Here is a 15,165-nt window from a genome sequence, read left to right as displayed (position 1 = left end):
TCCTTTCAGGTTCGAACAGCTTCCGTCTTCAGCATAGGCGCTTGCGCCGCTGCAGCGAAGGGACGAGGTGTCGCCGCCGGCCAACGGGCGGCGACGGGGGATGGTTCAGCTCGGCCGGGCGCCGAGCATTTGCGTGTCGGCATCGTCGGCGTTCTGGTTGGCTGCCGGCTTTTCCTGCGGCACGCCGGCAACATTGATTTCCGGCAATCGCCCACCGATGAATTCGATGCTGCGGGTGGGGAAGGCGAACTGCACGTCCATGTCGCGAATGCCCTGCAGCAGGGCGAGGTTGATCGCCTGCTGGGTGTCCATGTACTTGTTGTAGTCCGAGACCTGCATGATGTAGACGACCTCGAAGGTCAGCTGGCTGTCGTCGAAGCCGAGGAAATGCGCGCGGTCGAACTTCGCCACTTCGATGCCTTCAATGATGCGCTTCACCAGTTCTGCCACCTCTTTCACCTTTTCGGTTGGCGTGTCGTAGGTGATGCCGAACTTGAAGACGATCCGCCGCGTGTTCATGCGCTTGTAGTTGTGCACGATCTGCCGCAACAGGTCGGCGTTGGATACGACCACCTGTTCGCCGCTGAGGGCGCGAATGCGCGTGGTTTTCAGGCCGATGTGCTCGATGTTGCCGGCCACCTCGCCGAATACCACGAAGTCACCTATCTCGAACGGCTTGTCCACGCCGATGGACAGTGAGGCGAAGATGTCGCTGAGCAGCGTCTGTACTGCCAGGGCGATGGCGATACCGCCAACGCCGAGGCTGGCGACCATGGCGGTGATGTCGACACCCAGGTTGGCGAGGATCGATAGCAGCATCATGGTCCAGACCACGATACGGATCATGATGCCGATGATGGTGGTGGTGACCGGATTGCGAGCCTTGCCGTCGCGGGTCAGGCTCTCCATCCACAGGCGCACACCGGTGTCCATCCACAGCGCGAACTGGAACGCGAGGGCGATGAACCAGCCGTGGGACATTGTCGATTCCCAGCGAGGCGACAGTTCAACCGTCTTCAGTGCGATCAGCAGTGAGAACGCCAGGATCAGCAGATTGCTGGTGCGTGAAAGCAGTTCGGCGGTGATGCCGAGGAACTTGGTCTTGGACCCGGTTGCGAGTTTGTTGAGGCGCCTGGTGACGATCCCGAGGATGGTGCGCAGGACCAGGTAGCTGACGATGGTGATCCCCAGCACGATAGCCAGGTTGATCCAGAGTGTCTCGTTGAGCAGGGCGTCCCAGTTCATTCATATCCTCCGATAAGGGTGCGCATGATGCAGCGAAGGCCACGTTTTTCAGTGGTCCTCGCTGCTCATAAGTTCCCTATGTCGGCGGTCGGATGGGTGGTGCTAGCGGGCTCGGTGGTTGCGTTGGTGCTATCAGTCGCTCGGTAAGGAAGTGGCGAGCTCGTCGTAGCCGCCGGCGTTAATGACCTGTGTGTAGCCGAGCTTCTCGAGCACGTCCTGCGCTTCGGAGGCGCGTCGGCCGCTGCGGCAGTAGAGCACGACCGGGGTGTCCTTTTCCGGGGCCAGCATTCCGATCCGCTCGGCGATATCCGGAGTCTCGATGCGAACCGCGCCGGGTAGCGCTCCTTCGGCGAACTCGTCAGCAGTCCTTACATCGATCAGTACGGTGTCGGCTCGCTGCAGCATCTGCAGGGCGGTGGGCTGATCGATCTCGCCAGCCGATGCGTGCAGGCTCAGAGCCAGCAGTAGGGAAAGAATCGGGGCGCGCATGGGAACTCCTCGCAGCGCGCCGGTGGCGCGCTCAGCTGAATATACGGGTCAGGTTGGGCAGGATGAGAATCACTGCCGTGGCAATGACGATCAGTGTCGCCTGCCGAAATTTCTTCTGCTTGAGCATGACATGGCCTTTTATTCTTGTGTGTAGCGATTATCGCCTTGCCGAAGGGCGGAGACGGTACGTGACCGCGGTTTCCAGAATCCGACGCCGGTAAACGAGACGTGCTGGACATTCGCCCAGACTCAAGAGAAAGCAATTTCCGCACCAGCGAACGCTCTAGAGATGGAGCTGGTCGCTTCTTTTGGTTGTCTTCCGTTTTACACCGCATCGGAGGACAGACAATGAACAAGCCGAAGTTACCGCTAGTACTGTTACTCACCGCCATTTCCAGCGCTGCATTGGCGCAGCAGGAGGGCATGACACTGCAGCAGGAGCGTGACCAGATGGGTGCCGATTTGGAAGAAAATCGCCAGCAGATCGGTCGCGATATCAACCGTATCCGTGAGCCGGGCACCACTCGGGAGCAGGCGCCTGGTGTCAACCGAGGGGGCGTGCAGAGTGATGCGTACAACCCCCGACCCAACGTTCCGGGTGCCACGAACCCGCCGACCGGGACCGGTTTGCCGAGTCCGCAGAGCAATGTCCGCCAGCCGAACGGTGGCGTGGGCGCGAATCCTGCGCCGGGCACCACCCAGCCGCAGACCGCTCCGGGTGGTGCCAATGGAAACGCCAATCAGGGCGGCGTCACACCGCCGGGTGGAATCGGAACAGGTGGCGGTAACGGTGCAGGCGGAGCCAGCAGCGGCGGTGCGGCCAGCGGCGGCACAACGGGTGGCGCCGCCGGCCAGCGTTGAGTCGGCCGGCGTTCAGCTGGTGTCGCCGCTGCTCAGAAGTCTCAGGGTGGCCGGATCGGGCTGACCGTCGAAGAAGGCTTGCAGCGCCTGCTCGAACCGGGCGGAGTCTGGCGCTACATGGGCGAAGAGGGTCATGCAGGAGTGAAACTTCAGGTCGTCTGGGCTTCCCAGAATCTGCTGTGCGCTGTTGCGGTGATGCCCTAGCATCGCCTCGGTGCAGGCCAGCAGACGTGGTCCCAGCAGCGGGTGCTGCAGATAGGCTTCAGCCTCGGCTCGGCCCGAAATCGCGTAGCGCTGTGCCATGGCGCTGCGGCCAAGCCCCTGCAGCTGCGGAAAGATGAACCACATCCAGTGCGTACGTTTGCGCCCGCTGCGCAGTTCTGCCAGCGCCTGCTGATACTGGAGTTGTTGAGCGTCGACGAAGCGCTGCAGGTGGTAGGGATCGGCCATGGAAGTGATTGCGGCATGAAAGGACTGCGAGCAATCTGCAGCAGGCCAGACGGCACGACAATCGCTGACGGACGTATGGTGCCCTCGGATCGGGGCTCTAGAACGCAAAAACCCCTGACTTCGGGGAAGTCAGGGGTTCTGCTTGAATCGAATATGGCGGTGAGGAAGGGATTCGAACCCTTGATACGATTTCTCGTATACACACTTTCCAGGCGTGCTCCTTCAACCGCTCGGACACCTCACCGGATCGACGGAGGTTCATGTCCATCGAGGCGCGCTAATGTAATCGAACCCTGTGCCTTTGGCAAAAACTTTTTTAGCTTATTCATGCGCTTAACAAATTCGTCTCGCTCAGGTGACAGGCTGCACGTTCCGCTAGACTCCTGATTGCAGCCTTGGTCGATGCCTGGGTTATTTTGAATAAGAAGCCGAGCGGAGCTCACCTGTTCCATGAAACTGACAAGCAAGTCAGGTAAGCATATCGATACCTTGCTGGTGCCGACCCGGCGTCGGGTTGCTGTCGCCCGCCTGGAATTGGGTATGTACGTCTGCGAGCTGGATCGGCCGTGGAATGAAACGAACTTTGCGTTCCAGGGTTTTCCGCTGCTGAAGCCCGCCGAGATACGCGCGCTACGCAACTGTTGCGAGTATGTCTATGTCGACGATACGCGCAGAGTTCGCTTGCAGCACGATACGCCGGTTCCGGTCGCCGGGCCGCGTGTTCGCAAGTCGATAGAGCGACCGCAGCACGCGCTTTCGACCGAGGTGGAAGAGGCCCGCGCAGCCTATCTGGATGGCTCCCGCCTGATCGAACAGGTGCTGGCCGACGTACAGCATGGACGAGTGATCGACACCCGCGCATGCCATGGCGCCGTCAAGCGCAACCTGGCCAGCATGCTGCGCAATGAAAGCGCCATGCTCTGGCTGGTCCGGCTGAAGAACAAGGATCTCTACACCAGCCTGCACTGCTTGTCGGTGTCGATCATGGCGATGGGCTTTGGCAATCATCTCGGCCTGCAGGACGACAAACTCCAGCTGCTGGGCATGGCGGGGTTGCTGCATGACGTCGGCAAGATGCGCATTGATCCTGAGATTCTCAACAAGCCCGGAAAGCTCACCGCGCAGGAGTTCGAGGTGATCAAGCGGCATCCGGTCTTCGGCCTGGAAGCGCTGCGAGCGCAACCCGGTATTCCGGAAGCTGCACTGCACGCCGCGTATGGCCATCACGAGCGACTCGATGGCACTGGATATCCGCTGGGTTCGGGGCCGGCGCAGATTTCCTACATGACGCGCATCATCACCATTGTCGACGCTTTCGACGCCATTACCAGCCACCGGGCCTACGATTGCGCGCGACCGGTGCAATCGGCCTTCGAGATCCTGCGCAGCGCCAGCGGCAGGCAGTTCGACGAGGACCTGGTGAGCGAATTCATCCGCTGGCTGGGAGCCTTCCCGGTGGGTACGCTCGTCGAGTTGCACACCGGCGAGGTCGCCGTGGTAGTGGAAAAACATCGGCAATACCAACTCCGCCCCCGTGTCGTGGTGTTGCGCGATGCCGCCAAGCAGCGCTGCACGCCGCGTTATCTGGATCTGGCGCAGATCACCGTGGACGAGGAGGGTGCGCCTTACCGGATATCCGTCGGTCTGCCGGATGGCTCTTTCGGGCTTCATCTCGCCGACCCCGAGCTACAGGCCATCCTGCACCCCGAGACACTGGCCGACTTCGAATCGAGCTGATCCCTTCTGTACAGATACGTTTCGGTGCGGCTTTGACGCCTCTGGCGTGACCGGCCGGTCGGTCATCGCGCTTTACCTGAGCCTGAGCGCTGGGTAACGTCTGCCCACTTTAAAAACAAGGAATCTCGTCATGAGTGAGCTGGTCTCCTACCAATTCGAAGACGGCGTTGCCACGCTGACGCTGTGCAATGGCAAGGTCAACGCCCTTTCGCCTGCCGTGTTCGAGGCGCTCAACGCCGCGCTGGATCGCGCCGAGCAGGACCGTGCCGTCGTGATTCTCACCGGGCAGCCAGGCATCCTGTCCGGCGGCTACGATCTGAAGGTCATGACGTCGAGCCCGCAGAACGCCATGACGCTGGTCGCTACCGGTTCGACCTTCTCCCGCCGGATGCTGGCACACCCGTTCCCGATCATCGTGGCGTGCCCAGGGCATGCGATCGCCAAAGGCGCCTTCCTACTGTTGTCCGCCGATTACCGCATTGGTGTCGAAGGGCCATTCCATATAGGCCTCAATGAGGTGCAGATCGGCATGACCATGCACCATGCAGGCATCGAGTTGGCGCGTGACCGTTTGCGCAATTCAGCCTTCCATCGCTCGGTGATCAACGGCGAGATGTTCGATCCGATTGGCGCGGTGGATGCCGGTTTTCTCGACAAGGTGGTGCCGACCGGTGAGCTGCCGGCAGTCGCCAAAGCCGCGGCCGAGCAGCTGAAGAAGATCAACATGGTGGCGCACAAGAACACCAAGCTCAAAGTGCGCAAGGCGCTGCTGGAAACCCTGGACCAAGCGATCGCGCTGGACCAGCAGCACTTCGGCTGAAAGAGCGCGCGGGGCGCAAGAGAATTTCTTCTCGAGTGCGCACGAGGGCCGGCCCTGCGTTTACACTGCGCGAGTGACGCCCCGCCGATGGCGGGGCGTTTTCATTTCTCATTCCGTGTCGCCTCGCAGGAGAGCCCCGATGTCCGCCCCGCACACCCCGGTAGAACGCGCCGATTTCGACCAGGTCATTGTTCCCACCTTCGCCCCAGCAGCCTTCGTACCGGTACGTGGCCTGGGTTCGCGAGTATGGGATCAGAGCGGGCGAGAACTGGTGGACTTCGCTGGCGGCATCGCGGTCAACGCACTGGGCCATGCGCATCCGGCGATGGTCGCGGCGCTGACCGAGCAGGCTGGCAAGCTCTGGCACATTTCCAACATCTATACCAACGAGCCGGCGCTGCGCCTGGCGAAGAAGCTGACGGCAGCGACCTTCGCCGACCGCGCGTTCTTCTGCAATTCCGGCGCGGAAGCCAACGAGGCGGCGTTCAAGCTGGCCCGTCGTTACGCCCATGACGTCTACGGGCCGCAGAAATTCGAGATTATCTCGGCGCTGAACAGCTTCCACGGCCGCACCCTGTTCACCGTCACGGTGGGCGGGCAGTCGAAGTACTCCGACGGCTTCGGGCCAAAGATCGAAGGGATTACCCATGTACCCTTCAACGATCTCGACGCCCTGAAAGCGGCGATCTCCGACAAGACCTGCGCGGTGGTGCTGGAGCCGATCCAGGGCGAGAGCGGCATCCTGCCGGGCGACCAGGCCTATCTGGAAGGCGCGCGCCAGCTGTGCAACGAGCACAACGCGCTGCTCATCTTCGATGAGGTGCAGACCGGCCTCGGCCGTACCGGCGAGCTGTTCGCCTACATGCACTACGGCGTCACGCCGGATATCCTGACCAACGCCAAGAGCCTGGGCGGCGGCTTTCCCATCGGCGCGATGCTGACCACCAACGAGATCGCCGCGCACCTGAGCGTCGGCACCCACGGCACCACTTATGGCGGCAATCCGCTGGCCTGCGCTGTTGCCGAAACGGTGCTGGATATCGTCAATACGCCGCAGGTGCTCGAAGGCGTTAAGGCGCGACACGAGCGTTTCAAGGCGCGCCTGATGCAGATCGGTGAGCGCTATGGCGTGTTCAGCCTGGTGCGTGGCCGTGGCCTGCTGATCGGCTGTGTGTTGAGCGAGGCCTGGAAGGGTAAGGCCGGTGCCTTCTGCGCCGCCGCGGAGAAGCAAGCTCTCATGGTGCTGCAGGCCGGCCCCGACGTGGTGCGCCTGGCGCCGAGCCTGGTCATCGACGACGCTGATATCGACGAAGGGCTGGATCGCCTCGAGCGCGCCGTCGCGACGCTGACCCAGGCCTGACCATTCCCCATGCGCGGCGCCGCGGGCGTCGCGCGTTCTACTAGCGAGAGCAATTCAATGAGCGATAGCCTGCAACTGGTTCTGGAAGATGTCGACGGAACCCAACTGGAAACTTCCTGCACCCGTTTTGCCGTTATTTGGCAGGGCCGCGAGGTCTGGATTCAGCAGGTCGGCAACGGTCAGCTGATGATCGGTGTGGACGTCGAGGACGGCGACACCGAGTACGCCAATCTGGTGCTGCGTCCGTTGGCCACCAATCTGGTCAGCCTGCAGCTGGAAATGGAGCCGGTCGAGGCCGATGACGACGAGCACGTCCACGGCCCTGACTGCAATCACTGACGGCAGACCGGCATGCTCGCCATCGGCAAGCTGCTGGAACTGACCCTGGCCGGGCGCGAGCCCTGCGAGAAAGTCCAGCTCACCCCGCGCGGGGTGAAGCTGCACTGGCTGGCCGAGGGCGCGCTGCTGGTATCGCCGCCGAGCGGCCAGGATCAAGGCGTCGACCTGGTCCTGTCGGCCGGCATACACGGCAATGAACTCATCCCCATACATGTCCTGGATCGCCTGATCCGTGCGCTCGCACGGGGCGATGTGCAGCCCGGTGCGCGACTGTTGCTGCTGTTCGCCAATCCTGCAGCGATGCGTCGCATGGTTCGGTACATCGAACATGACCTTAACCGTCTCTTTCTCGGTGCCCATGCTGATGTATGGGGCGGCGAAGCCATTCGTGCGTCAGAGCTTGAGGCATTGGTCGGAGGCTTCTTCAGCGTGTCCGGACGCCAGCGCCGGCACTATGACCTGCACTCAGCGATGCGCCCGTCGCGTCTCGCCCAGTTTGCGATCTGCCCTTGGCGCGAGGGAGGGGGCGCACAACCCAATGCGTTGGCCCGACTGCATGCTCTGGCAATCGACGGCGTCGTGTTGCAGCGCCAGCCCAGCTCTACCTTCAGCGCCATGACCGCCACGCTTCATGGCGCCGAGGCGTTTACCTTGGAGCTTGCCGAAGGCAAGGACGAGGCCCTGCCGCCGGCAGTGCTGCAGTTCGAGCAGGAGCTGATCGCAATGATCGAGGGGCGCGAGTTGTCTGCGGGTGCAGAGGCGCAACCGCAGCTGCTGAGTATTTCTCGAGAGATCATCAAGCGCAGCTCGCGGTTTCGGCTGTGTCTACCCGCTGACATCGAGAACTTTGCGCCATTGCCGCTTGGCAGCCTGCTTGCCGAGGACGACGGCATGCGCTGGGTGGTCGATGAGCTGGACGCGCGCATTCTTTTCCCCATGGCCGATGTTGCCGAAGGACAGCGTGCTGCATTGATCGTTGTGCCATTGGAGCAGTCCGACACGTAGCACTGAGGCGCTCGCTCCGGAAATGGGCGGTTGCAATTGGTCACTTGCGCCCTTATCTAGCTTCACTCCCTTCGCGTTGTGTGCACCTTCTTATGAGTACTGCTCTGTCCATCCGGCAGTTGACCAAGACCTACGGCAACGGCTTCCAGGCCCTCAAGGGTATCGATCTGGACGTGGCCGAAGGCGACTTCTTCGCCTTGCTCGGGCCCAATGGCGCCGGCAAGTCCACCACCATCGGCATCCTCTCCACCCTGGTGAACAAGAGCGGCGGCACGGTCAACGTGTTCGGTCACGATCTGGATCGCGACCCGTCCGGGCTCAAGCGCTGCCTGGGCGTGGTGCCGCAGGAATTCAACTTCAACCAGTTCGAGAAAGCCTTCGACATCCTGGTCACCCAGGCCGGCTACTACGGCATCCCGGCGAAGATTGCCAAGGAGCGCGCGGAGCGCTATCTCAACCAGCTGGGGTTGTGGGACAAGCGTGATGTTTCCTCGCGGATGCTCTCCGGCGGCATGAAGCGCCGCCTGATGATCGCGCGGGCGCTGATCCATCAACCGCGGCTATTGATTCTCGACGAGCCCACCGCGGGTGTGGATATCGAGCTGCGCCGCTCGATGTGGTCGTTCCTCACCGAGCTCAATCGTGAAGGCATCACCATCATCCTCACCACCCACTATCTGGAGGAGGCCGAACAGCTGTGCCGCAACATCGGCATCATCGACCATGGCCAGATCGTCAAGAACACCAGCATGCGCGAGCTGCTCTCGCAGCTGCACGTGGAAACCTTTCTGCTGGACCTCAAGGAGTCGCAACTGGTCGCGCCGGAGCTGGGCAGCTATCCGGCGCAGTTGATCGATCATCACACCCTCGAGGTGCAGGTGGAGAAGAGTCAGGGCGTGACCGAACTGTTCCGTCTGCTCAGCGCTCAGGGCATCGAAGTGCTGAGCCTGCGCAACAAGACCAACCGACTGGAGGAGCTGTTCGTGTCGCTGGTGGAGAACAACCTGAAGGTGAAGTCATGAGCGGCGAACTGCGTCCCAACCTGGTCGCGCTGCAGACCATCGTCCAGCGCGAGATTCGTCGCTATACACGCATCTGGCCGCAGACGCTGCTGCCGCCGGCGATCACCATGGTGCTGTACTTCGTCATCTTCGGCAGCCTGATCGGCGCGCGGATCGGCGACATGGACGGCTTCAGCTACATGGATTACATCGTGCCGGGGCTGATCATGATGTCGGTGATCACCAACTCGTACAGCAACGTCGTATCGAGCTTCTTCAGCACCAAGTTCCAGCGCTCCATTGAGGAGCTGCTGGTCTCGCCGGTCTCGCCGCATGTGATTGTCATTGGTTTTGCCCTGGGTGGTATCACCCGTGGGCTGGCGGTTGCGGTAATCGTCACGCTGCTGTCGATGTTCTTCACCGATCTGCAGGTGCACCATCTGGGCGTGACCGTGCTGGTGATCACCCTGACGGCGAGTATCTTCGCTCTGGGTGGCTTCATCAACGCGGTGTTTGCGCGCAACTTCGACGATATCTCGATCATCCCGACCTTCGTGCTGACGCCGCTGACCTACCTGGGCGGGGTGTTCTACTCGATCAACTTGCTGTCGCCGTTCTGGCAGACGCTGTCGCTGGCCAACCCGGTGCTGCACATGGTCAACGCTTTCCGTTACGGCATCCTCGGCGTATCCGATATCCGCATCGGTGTAGCGATCAGCTTCATGCTGGTGGCGGTGGCGGCGCTCTATCTGGTCTCCGTCGGGCTGCTCAAGAGTGGACGCGGGATGCGGCAATAGACCGCCGACCGTTCGGCGACTGCGCCGATGCCGCTGAAAAGAACACCGCGAAGCGCTAAACTTCGCGGCGTTTCTCGTTCAGGTCCATTCCCCATGCAGCATCCCGCCGAACATTCTCCGCTGGGCAAGTCCAGTGACTACGTCGCCACCTACAGCCCGCACCTACTGTTTCCGATTCCGCGCGCGCCGAAGTGGGCCGAGCTTGGTCTCACCGCCGAGACGCTGCCCTACCAGGGCGTGGATCTGTGGAATTGCTACGAACTGTCATGGTTGCTGCCTTCCGGCAAGCCGGTGGTGGCGATCGGTGAATTCGAGATTCCGGCGGACTCGCCGAGCATCATCGAATCCAAGTCGTTCAAGCTCTATCTGAACTCGCTGAACCAGTCGGTGTTCGAGTCGCGGGAAGCGCTGGCCGAGGTGATGAGCAGCGATCTTTCTGCGGCAGTCGGCAAGCCGGTGAAGGTGCGCCTGCGCACGCTGGATGAGGTGGCGGCCGAGGGTGTTGCGACGCTGCCGGGGCGCTGCGTCGACGATCTGGACGTGACCATCGAGCATTACGACCATCCTCAACCGGGACTGTTGGCCTGTGATGCCGGGCATATGGTCGAGGAGTCGCTGCACAGCCACTTGCTCAAGTCCAACTGTCCGGTGACCGGTCAGCCGGACTGGGGCAGCGTAGTCGTCGAGTACCGTGGCGCGGCGTTGCAGGCGGAGAGCCTGTTGGCCTATCTGGTGAGCTTCCGTCAGCATGCCGACTTTCACGAGCAATGCGTGGAGCGCATCTTTCTCGATCTGCAGCGTTTGCTGCAGCCGGAGAAGCTGACCGTCTATGCGCGTTACGTGCGCCGCGGCGGGCTGGACATCAATCCGTACCGCAGTACCGAGGCGATGGTCGTGGACAATCGCCGTCTGGTGCGCCAGTAACGCAGCGAGTCAGGGTCGCAGCGCGACCCGTGACCTGCTTCAGATGCCCATGTTGGCCAGGGTCTGCATGATGTTGCGCAGCGTCATGGCCATGCTTGGGTGGCTGACCTCGAAGCGCTCGACGGCCAGGTTGACGCCATCCACCAGCGAGTCGTTGTGGTCGGTGCTGCCCTGCGTCGCCAGGCGAACTTCGATGTCCTGGGCGATCGCTTGCAGCGAAGCCCGCTCCTCATCGGTCAGCGGCGTGTCCTGGGCCAGTTGATAACGCAGCTCTTCGAGCTGCGACTGCAGATCATGTTCCGGCATTTTGCTTCCCTCTCATGGGTTTACGGGCGGCGTGTAATGAACGTCGATAGCTGAAGGTTAAACCAGCGGCCAGGCCTTGTCTGTGCCTTTACCGGCGCTGGCGCAAGCGCCGGCCTGTGCCACGAAAGCCGAATATCCGGCTGACTGCCGAAAACAGGATGTTCACTCTATACTGCGCGGTCTGCGTCGGTGCGCCGCATGCACCAAATACCTAAGGGAGAGAAAAGTGATGCCCAAGATCGCTACGGCCTGGATCGCCGTGCTCAAGGCCAGTTTCGTCGCTACGATCGCCACGCTTGGCGCAGCGCCTGCGTTAGCGGCCGAAGAAGATCCGTGGGAAGGCGTCAACCGCGCGGTGTTTCGTTTCAATGACACCGTTGACACCTACACCCTCAAGCCCTTGGCCCAGGGCTACCAGAAAGTGACGCCGAGCTTCCTCGAGGACGGCATCGGCAATGTGTTCAGTAATCTCGGTGATGTGGTGGTGCTGACCAACGACCTGCTGCAGGGCAAGGTCCGCGATGCCGGCATCGACACCAGTCGCATCCTGTTCAATACCACATTCGGCGTGCTCGGTTTCTTCGACGTTGCCACCCGTATGGGGCTGCACAAGAACGATGAGGACTTCGGCCAGACGCTGGGTGCCTGGGGGGTGGGAAGTGGGCCGTATGTCGTGCTGCCGCTGCTTGGGCCAAGCACGGTGCGTGATGCCGTCGGCCGGGTGCCGGATTCCTTCCTCGAACCGTATCCGCACATGGATCATGTGCCGACCCGCAACGTGACGCGGAGTGTGGACCTGATCGATACGCGCGCAGGGCTGCTGTCAGCCGAGAAGATGATTCAGGGTGATCGCTACATATTCGTACGCAACGCCTACCTTCAGAATCGCGAATTCCGGGTCAAGGACGGGGAAGTCGAAGACGACTTCTGAAGCCTGGCCGCATTTGCTGCGGCCATCGCTGGAGCAGGGTCAGGACATCGAAAGGATTGCCAGACCCAGGCTCTGCCGGCCATCGTCGAGCTGGCTGACGCGTACGACTTCTGTCTGCGCGTCCAGTCCTTTCAGTTCGCTGTGCTCGGATGGAATGAGTACGCGGACCTTGTCGCCCATGCGTAGTTGGGCGCTGGCCAGAACCTGCATGCCGGTACTGGAGAGGTCGATACAGGTGCCGCTCAGTTTTGTATCGCCATGTTCCAGCGCAACGGTGGTTTCGATTTGCATTCGGATGAAATCGCGTTTTTCACTGTAATCGCGGTCTTTCTGGCTCATGGTTTCAACCTTTTATATATGGCTGCGGCATTCTTATAGCTCCCCTCAATTCGACCTGTAAAGGCGCCAGCCGGTCGGCTTGAAACCCCGATCGTATGGGAGTACCGTCTGCGCCTTGAAACGAACCCAAGCCCGGCGTCATGCGGGGCCAATGTTTTCGCCAATCATCCTGGCGACCCCGCCTGGTAGGAACATGCATAAACCAAGCGCGACGCTGCTGATCATAGATGACGACGATGTGGTTCGAGCCAGTCTGGCTGCCTATCTGGATGACAGTGGTTTTCGTGTCTTGCAGGCCGGCAATGGCCCGCAGGGCATGGAGCTCTTCGAGTCGGAGCAGCCCGATCTGGTGATCTGCGATCTGCGCATGCCGCAGATGGATGGCCTTGAGCTGATCCGTCAGATCAGTGAGCGCCAGCTCGACCTCCCCGTGATCGTGGTTTCCGGTGCCGGCGTGATGAGCGACGCGGTGGAGGCCCTGCGCTTGGGTGCTGCCGACTACCTGATCAAGCCACTCGAAGACCTGGCGATGCTTGAGCATTCGGTACGCCGGGCGCTGGACCGTTCTCGTCTGCGGCTGGAAAATCGCCGCTATCGTGAACAGCTCGAGACGGCCAATCGTGATTTGCAAGCCAGCCTGCACCTGTTGCAGGAAGACCAGGACGCCGGTCGCCAAGTGCAGATGAACATGCTGCCGGTGACGCCCTGGAGCGTCGATGGCTTCGACTTCGCCCACCAGATCATCCCATCGCTGTACCTGTCCGGTGACTTCGTCGACTATTTTCGCGTGGATGAGCGGCGCATCGGTTTCTACCTGGCCGATGTTTCCGGCCATGGTGCCTCCTCGGCGTTCGTGACCGTGCTGCTCAAGTTCATGACGACCCGCCTGCTGTACGAGTCGCGCCGTGGCGGCACGCTGCGCGAGTTCAAACCGTCGGAAGTGCTAGATCACATCAACCGCGGGCTGATCAATTGCAAGCTGGGCAAGCACGTGACCATGCTGGGCGGCGTTATCGATCAGGAGCATGACGTGCTGCACTACAGCATTGGCGGTCATCTGCCTATGCCGGTGCTGTACACGGGAGAGGGCGCGCACTATCTAGAAGGGCGCGGGTTGCCGGTCGGGTTGTTCGTTGAGGCGACCTATCAGAATTTCGAGCTGAAGCTGCCCGAGACCTTTAGCTTGACCTTGCTCTCCGACGGCATTCTGGACCTTTTGCCCGGCGACACACTCAAAGAAAAAGAGTCCGCGCTGCCCGGTCTGATTACCGATGCCGGTGGCACGCTGGATGGATTACGTCGAGTCTTCGGGTTGGCCGAGCTGGCTGACATGCCCGACGATATCGCCTTGCTGGTGTTGAGCAGGAACCTTGCATGAGTACTGGTAGAATCCAGTTCGCCGAGATGGATGGCACCTTTGTTCTGAAGTTCATAGGTGAAATCCGTTTGACGCTCTGTTCGGCGCTGGATGCAACGATCGAGAAGATCTTCTCGTCGCGCAATTTTTCTTCGATTGTCATTGATCTGACCGAAAGCCGAAGCATTGACAGCACCACCTTGGGCCTGTTGGCCAAGCTGTCGATACTGTCGCGGCAGAAGGTGGGTATGTTGCCGACGCTGGTCACCACCCACCCGGACATCACCCGGCTGTTGCAGTCTATGGGCTTTGATCAGGTGTTCAATATCGTCGATACGCCGTTGCCTTGCCCGGAATGCCTGGCCGATCTGCCATCGCAGGATCAGTCCGAAGAGGTGGTGAAGGCCAAGGTGCTCGAGGCTCACCGCATCCTGATGAGCCTCAACGAATCCAACCGCGAGGCCTTCCATGACCTCGTCACCGCATTGGAGCGGTCCTGATCAGGCCAGCTTGGCCAGCAGGGCTTCGAGTTTCTCCTGGTCCCGCGCGAACTGACGGATGCCTTCGGCAAGCTTTTCGGTCGCCATCGCATCCTCGTTCAGGCCCCAGCGGAAGCTCTTTTCATCCAGACTGATACGCGCTTCTGACTCGCAGCCGGGCTGCAGTTTGCGTTCCAGCGCGCCGCTGGCTGCGGCCAGGTCGCCGAGCAGTTCCGGGCTGATGGTCAGCCGGTCGCAACCGGCCAGTGCCTCGATCTGTCCGACATTGCGGAAGCTCGCGCCCATCACTACCGTCTTGTATCCGTGAGCCTTGTAGTAGTCGTAGATGCGGCTGACCGACTGCACGCCCGGATCTTCCGCGCCTTGGTAATCACGTCCTTCGTGCTTCTTGTACCAGTCATAGATGCGGCCAACGAATGGCGAGATCAGGAAGACGCCGGCCTCGGCGCATGCCACGGCCTGGGTGAAGGAGAACAGCAGGGTAAGGTTGGTCTGGATGCCGGCTTTCTCCAACTGTTCGGCTGCGCGGATGCCTTCCCAGGTCGAAGCGATCTTGATCAGAACGCGCTCGCGGCTGATGCCAGCCTGCTCGTAAAGGCCGATCAGGCGCTCACCGCGCTGGACCATGGCTTGAGTGTCGAAAGACAATCGCGCGTCGACCTCGGTGGAGATGCGCCCGGGGATCAGTTCCAGAATCTGCTTGC

At 61.3% G+C, this 15,165-nt stretch carries 18 protein-coding genes and 1 tRNA gene; 12 read left to right on the top strand and 7 right to left on the bottom strand.

What is annotated here, in order from left to right; all coding sequences use genetic code 11:
• Positions 1-105: 105 nt before the first annotated feature.
• Complete coding sequence (locus RT582_RS14980; RefSeq protein ID WP_046621128.1) at positions 106-1,245, bottom strand: mechanosensitive ion channel family protein; 1,140 nt, start codon at positions 1,243-1,245, stop codon at positions 106-108.
• A gap of 132 nt (positions 1,246-1,377) precedes the next feature.
• A complete protein-coding gene (locus RT582_RS14975; protein ID WP_014820040.1) occupies positions 1,378-1,734 on the bottom strand; it encodes a rhodanese-like domain-containing protein in 357 nt (118 codons plus the stop codon).
• A gap of 348 nt (positions 1,735-2,082) precedes the next feature.
• Here RT582_RS14975 and RT582_RS14970 point away from each other — a divergent pair, with 348 nt between their 5' ends.
• A complete protein-coding gene (locus tag RT582_RS14970) occupies positions 2,083-2,595 on the top strand; it encodes a hypothetical protein (protein WP_312918108.1) in 513 nt (170 codons plus the stop codon).
• A 12-nt stretch (positions 2,596-2,607) separates the two neighbouring features.
• Here the strand turns inward: RT582_RS14970 and RT582_RS14965 are convergent, their stop codons facing one another.
• Together RT582_RS14965 and RT582_RS14960 are read right to left on the bottom strand one after the other, a co-directional pair.
• The gene (locus tag RT582_RS14965; protein ID WP_090518902.1) at positions 2,608-3,045 is read right to left on the bottom strand and encodes a DUF1810 domain-containing protein; all 438 of its coding nucleotides are present in this window, start codon (positions 3,043-3,045) and stop codon (positions 2,608-2,610) included.
• Positions 3,046-3,199: 154 nt separating this feature from the next.
• A tRNA-Ser gene (locus tag RT582_RS14960) sits at positions 3,200-3,289 on the bottom strand.
• Between the two features lie 206 nt (positions 3,290-3,495).
• Here RT582_RS14960 and RT582_RS14955 point away from each other — a divergent pair.
• The 8 genes from RT582_RS14955 (at position 3,496) to queF (ending at position 11,028) form a co-directional block, all read left to right on the top strand.
• On the top strand, positions 3,496-4,782 hold the full coding sequence (locus tag RT582_RS14955; protein WP_221103158.1) for an HD-GYP domain-containing protein: 1,287 nt from the start codon (positions 3,496-3,498) through the stop codon (positions 4,780-4,782).
• 130 nt (positions 4,783-4,912) lie between these two features.
• Positions 4,913-5,602: a crotonase/enoyl-CoA hydratase family protein gene (locus RT582_RS14950; RefSeq protein ID WP_312143461.1), complete on the top strand. Its 690-nt coding sequence runs from the start codon at positions 4,913-4,915 to the stop codon at positions 5,600-5,602.
• A 139-nt stretch (positions 5,603-5,741) separates the two neighbouring features.
• On the top strand, positions 5,742-6,962 hold the full coding sequence (locus tag RT582_RS14945; protein WP_221103160.1) for an aspartate aminotransferase family protein: 1,221 nt from the start codon (positions 5,742-5,744) through the stop codon (positions 6,960-6,962).
• Between the two features lie 57 nt (positions 6,963-7,019).
• On the top strand, positions 7,020-7,301 hold the full coding sequence (locus RT582_RS14940; RefSeq protein WP_003282913.1) for a hypothetical protein: 282 nt from the start codon (positions 7,020-7,022) through the stop codon (positions 7,299-7,301).
• A 12-nt stretch (positions 7,302-7,313) separates the two neighbouring features.
• Entirely contained in the window at positions 7,314-8,306 is a 993-nt protein-coding gene (locus tag RT582_RS14935) for a succinylglutamate desuccinylase (protein WP_313478193.1), read from the top strand.
• 92 nt (positions 8,307-8,398) lie between these two features.
• Positions 8,399-9,328: an ABC transporter ATP-binding protein gene (locus RT582_RS14930; RefSeq protein ID WP_023447139.1), complete on the top strand. Its 930-nt coding sequence runs from the start codon at positions 8,399-8,401 to the stop codon at positions 9,326-9,328.
• Positions 9,325-10,104 carry an ABC transporter permease gene (locus RT582_RS14925; protein ID WP_014820047.1) on the top strand — a complete coding sequence of 260 codons (780 nt, stop codon included), beginning with the start codon at positions 9,325-9,327 and terminating at the stop codon, positions 10,102-10,104. Before RT582_RS14930 ends, RT582_RS14925 begins: the two co-directional genes overlap by 4 nt.
• Positions 10,105-10,197: 93 nt before the next feature.
• Positions 10,198-11,028 carry an NADPH-dependent 7-cyano-7-deazaguanine reductase QueF gene (queF, locus tag RT582_RS14920; protein WP_313285741.1) on the top strand — a complete coding sequence of 277 codons (831 nt, stop codon included), beginning with the start codon at positions 10,198-10,200 and terminating at the stop codon, positions 11,026-11,028.
• Positions 11,029-11,067: 39 nt separating this feature from the next.
• Here the strand turns inward: queF and RT582_RS14915 are convergent, their stop codons facing one another.
• On the bottom strand, positions 11,068-11,334 hold the full coding sequence (locus RT582_RS14915) for a DUF4404 family protein (protein WP_011912816.1): 267 nt from the start codon (positions 11,332-11,334) through the stop codon (positions 11,068-11,070).
• Between the two features lie 229 nt (positions 11,335-11,563).
• Between RT582_RS14915 and RT582_RS14910 the strand changes: the two genes are divergently transcribed.
• A complete protein-coding gene (locus RT582_RS14910) occupies positions 11,564-12,265 on the top strand; it encodes an MlaA family lipoprotein (protein WP_313478190.1) in 702 nt (233 codons plus the stop codon).
• 39 nt (positions 12,266-12,304) lie between these two features.
• Here the strand turns inward: RT582_RS14910 and RT582_RS14905 are convergent, their stop codons facing one another.
• Positions 12,305-12,604 (bottom strand): PilZ domain-containing protein, encoded by a 300-nt coding sequence (locus RT582_RS14905; RefSeq protein ID WP_014820049.1) that lies wholly within the window; start codon positions 12,602-12,604, stop codon positions 12,305-12,307.
• A 193-nt stretch (positions 12,605-12,797) separates the two neighbouring features.
• On the opposite strand from RT582_RS14905, the gene rssB reads away from it, so the two are divergent.
• Both rssB and rssC read left to right on the top strand, forming a co-directional pair.
• A complete protein-coding gene (gene rssB, locus RT582_RS14900; RefSeq protein WP_014820050.1) occupies positions 12,798-13,982 on the top strand; it encodes a two-component system response regulator RssB in 1,185 nt (394 codons plus the stop codon).
• Entirely contained in the window at positions 13,979-14,461 is a 483-nt protein-coding gene (gene rssC, locus RT582_RS14895; RefSeq protein WP_003301853.1) for an anti-sigma factor antagonist RssC, read from the top strand. The genes rssB and rssC overlap by 4 nt, the downstream gene beginning before the upstream one ends.
• On the opposite strand, the gene RT582_RS14890 is transcribed toward rssC, so the two are convergent.
• Positions 14,462-15,165, bottom strand: a 704-nt coding sequence (locus RT582_RS14890) for a transaldolase (RefSeq protein WP_313478188.1), incomplete at its 5' end; no start/stop codon positions are given. It lies immediately after the preceding gene.

Source organism: Stutzerimonas kunmingensis (assembly GCF_032106285.1).
GTDB lineage: Bacteria > Pseudomonadota > Gammaproteobacteria > Pseudomonadales > Pseudomonadaceae > Stutzerimonas > Stutzerimonas kunmingensis_B.
Note: the sequence above shows the minus strand (reverse complement) of the source record. Positions and strands in the feature narration are given on the sequence as shown.

What these genes read in the sequence shown, in the direction of transcription:
- RT582_RS14915 (WP_011912816.1), bottom strand. Translation starts at nt 11,334, where the DNA reads ATGCCGGAACATGATCTGCAGTCGCAGCTCGAAGAGCTGCGTTATCAA.
- RT582_RS14965 (WP_090518902.1), bottom strand. Translation starts at nt 3,045, where the DNA reads ATGGCCGATCCCTACCACCTGCAGCGCTTCGTCGACGCTCAACAACTC.
- RT582_RS14950 (WP_312143461.1), top strand. Translation starts at nt 4,913, where the DNA reads ATGAGTGAGCTGGTCTCCTACCAATTCGAAGACGGCGTTGCCACGCTG.
- RT582_RS14930 (WP_023447139.1), top strand. Translation starts at nt 8,399, where the DNA reads ATGAGTACTGCTCTGTCCATCCGGCAGTTGACCAAGACCTACGGCAAC.
- RT582_RS14925 (WP_014820047.1), top strand. Translation starts at nt 9,325, where the DNA reads ATGAGCGGCGAACTGCGTCCCAACCTGGTCGCGCTGCAGACCATCGTC.
- RT582_RS14910 (WP_313478190.1), top strand. Translation starts at nt 11,564, where the DNA reads ATGCCCAAGATCGCTACGGCCTGGATCGCCGTGCTCAAGGCCAGTTTC.
- RT582_RS14970 (WP_312918108.1), top strand. Translation starts at nt 2,083, where the DNA reads ATGAACAAGCCGAAGTTACCGCTAGTACTGTTACTCACCGCCATTTCC.
- RT582_RS14945 (WP_221103160.1), top strand. Translation starts at nt 5,742, where the DNA reads ATGTCCGCCCCGCACACCCCGGTAGAACGCGCCGATTTCGACCAGGTC.
- RT582_RS14905 (WP_014820049.1), bottom strand. Translation starts at nt 12,604, where the DNA reads ATGAGCCAGAAAGACCGCGATTACAGTGAAAAACGCGATTTCATCCGA.
- rssB (WP_014820050.1), top strand. Translation starts at nt 12,798, where the DNA reads ATGCATAAACCAAGCGCGACGCTGCTGATCATAGATGACGACGATGTG.
- RT582_RS14935 (WP_313478193.1), top strand. Translation starts at nt 7,314, where the DNA reads ATGCTCGCCATCGGCAAGCTGCTGGAACTGACCCTGGCCGGGCGCGAG.
- RT582_RS14975 (WP_014820040.1), bottom strand. Translation starts at nt 1,734, where the DNA reads ATGCGCGCCCCGATTCTTTCCCTACTGCTGGCTCTGAGCCTGCACGCA.
- RT582_RS14980 (WP_046621128.1), bottom strand. Translation starts at nt 1,245, where the DNA reads ATGAACTGGGACGCCCTGCTCAACGAGACACTCTGGATCAACCTGGCT.
- RT582_RS14940 (WP_003282913.1), top strand. Translation starts at nt 7,020, where the DNA reads ATGAGCGATAGCCTGCAACTGGTTCTGGAAGATGTCGACGGAACCCAA.
- queF (WP_313285741.1), top strand. Translation starts at nt 10,198, where the DNA reads ATGCAGCATCCCGCCGAACATTCTCCGCTGGGCAAGTCCAGTGACTAC.
- rssC (WP_003301853.1), top strand. Translation starts at nt 13,979, where the DNA reads ATGAGTACTGGTAGAATCCAGTTCGCCGAGATGGATGGCACCTTTGTT.
- RT582_RS14955 (WP_221103158.1), top strand. Translation starts at nt 3,496, where the DNA reads ATGAAACTGACAAGCAAGTCAGGTAAGCATATCGATACCTTGCTGGTG.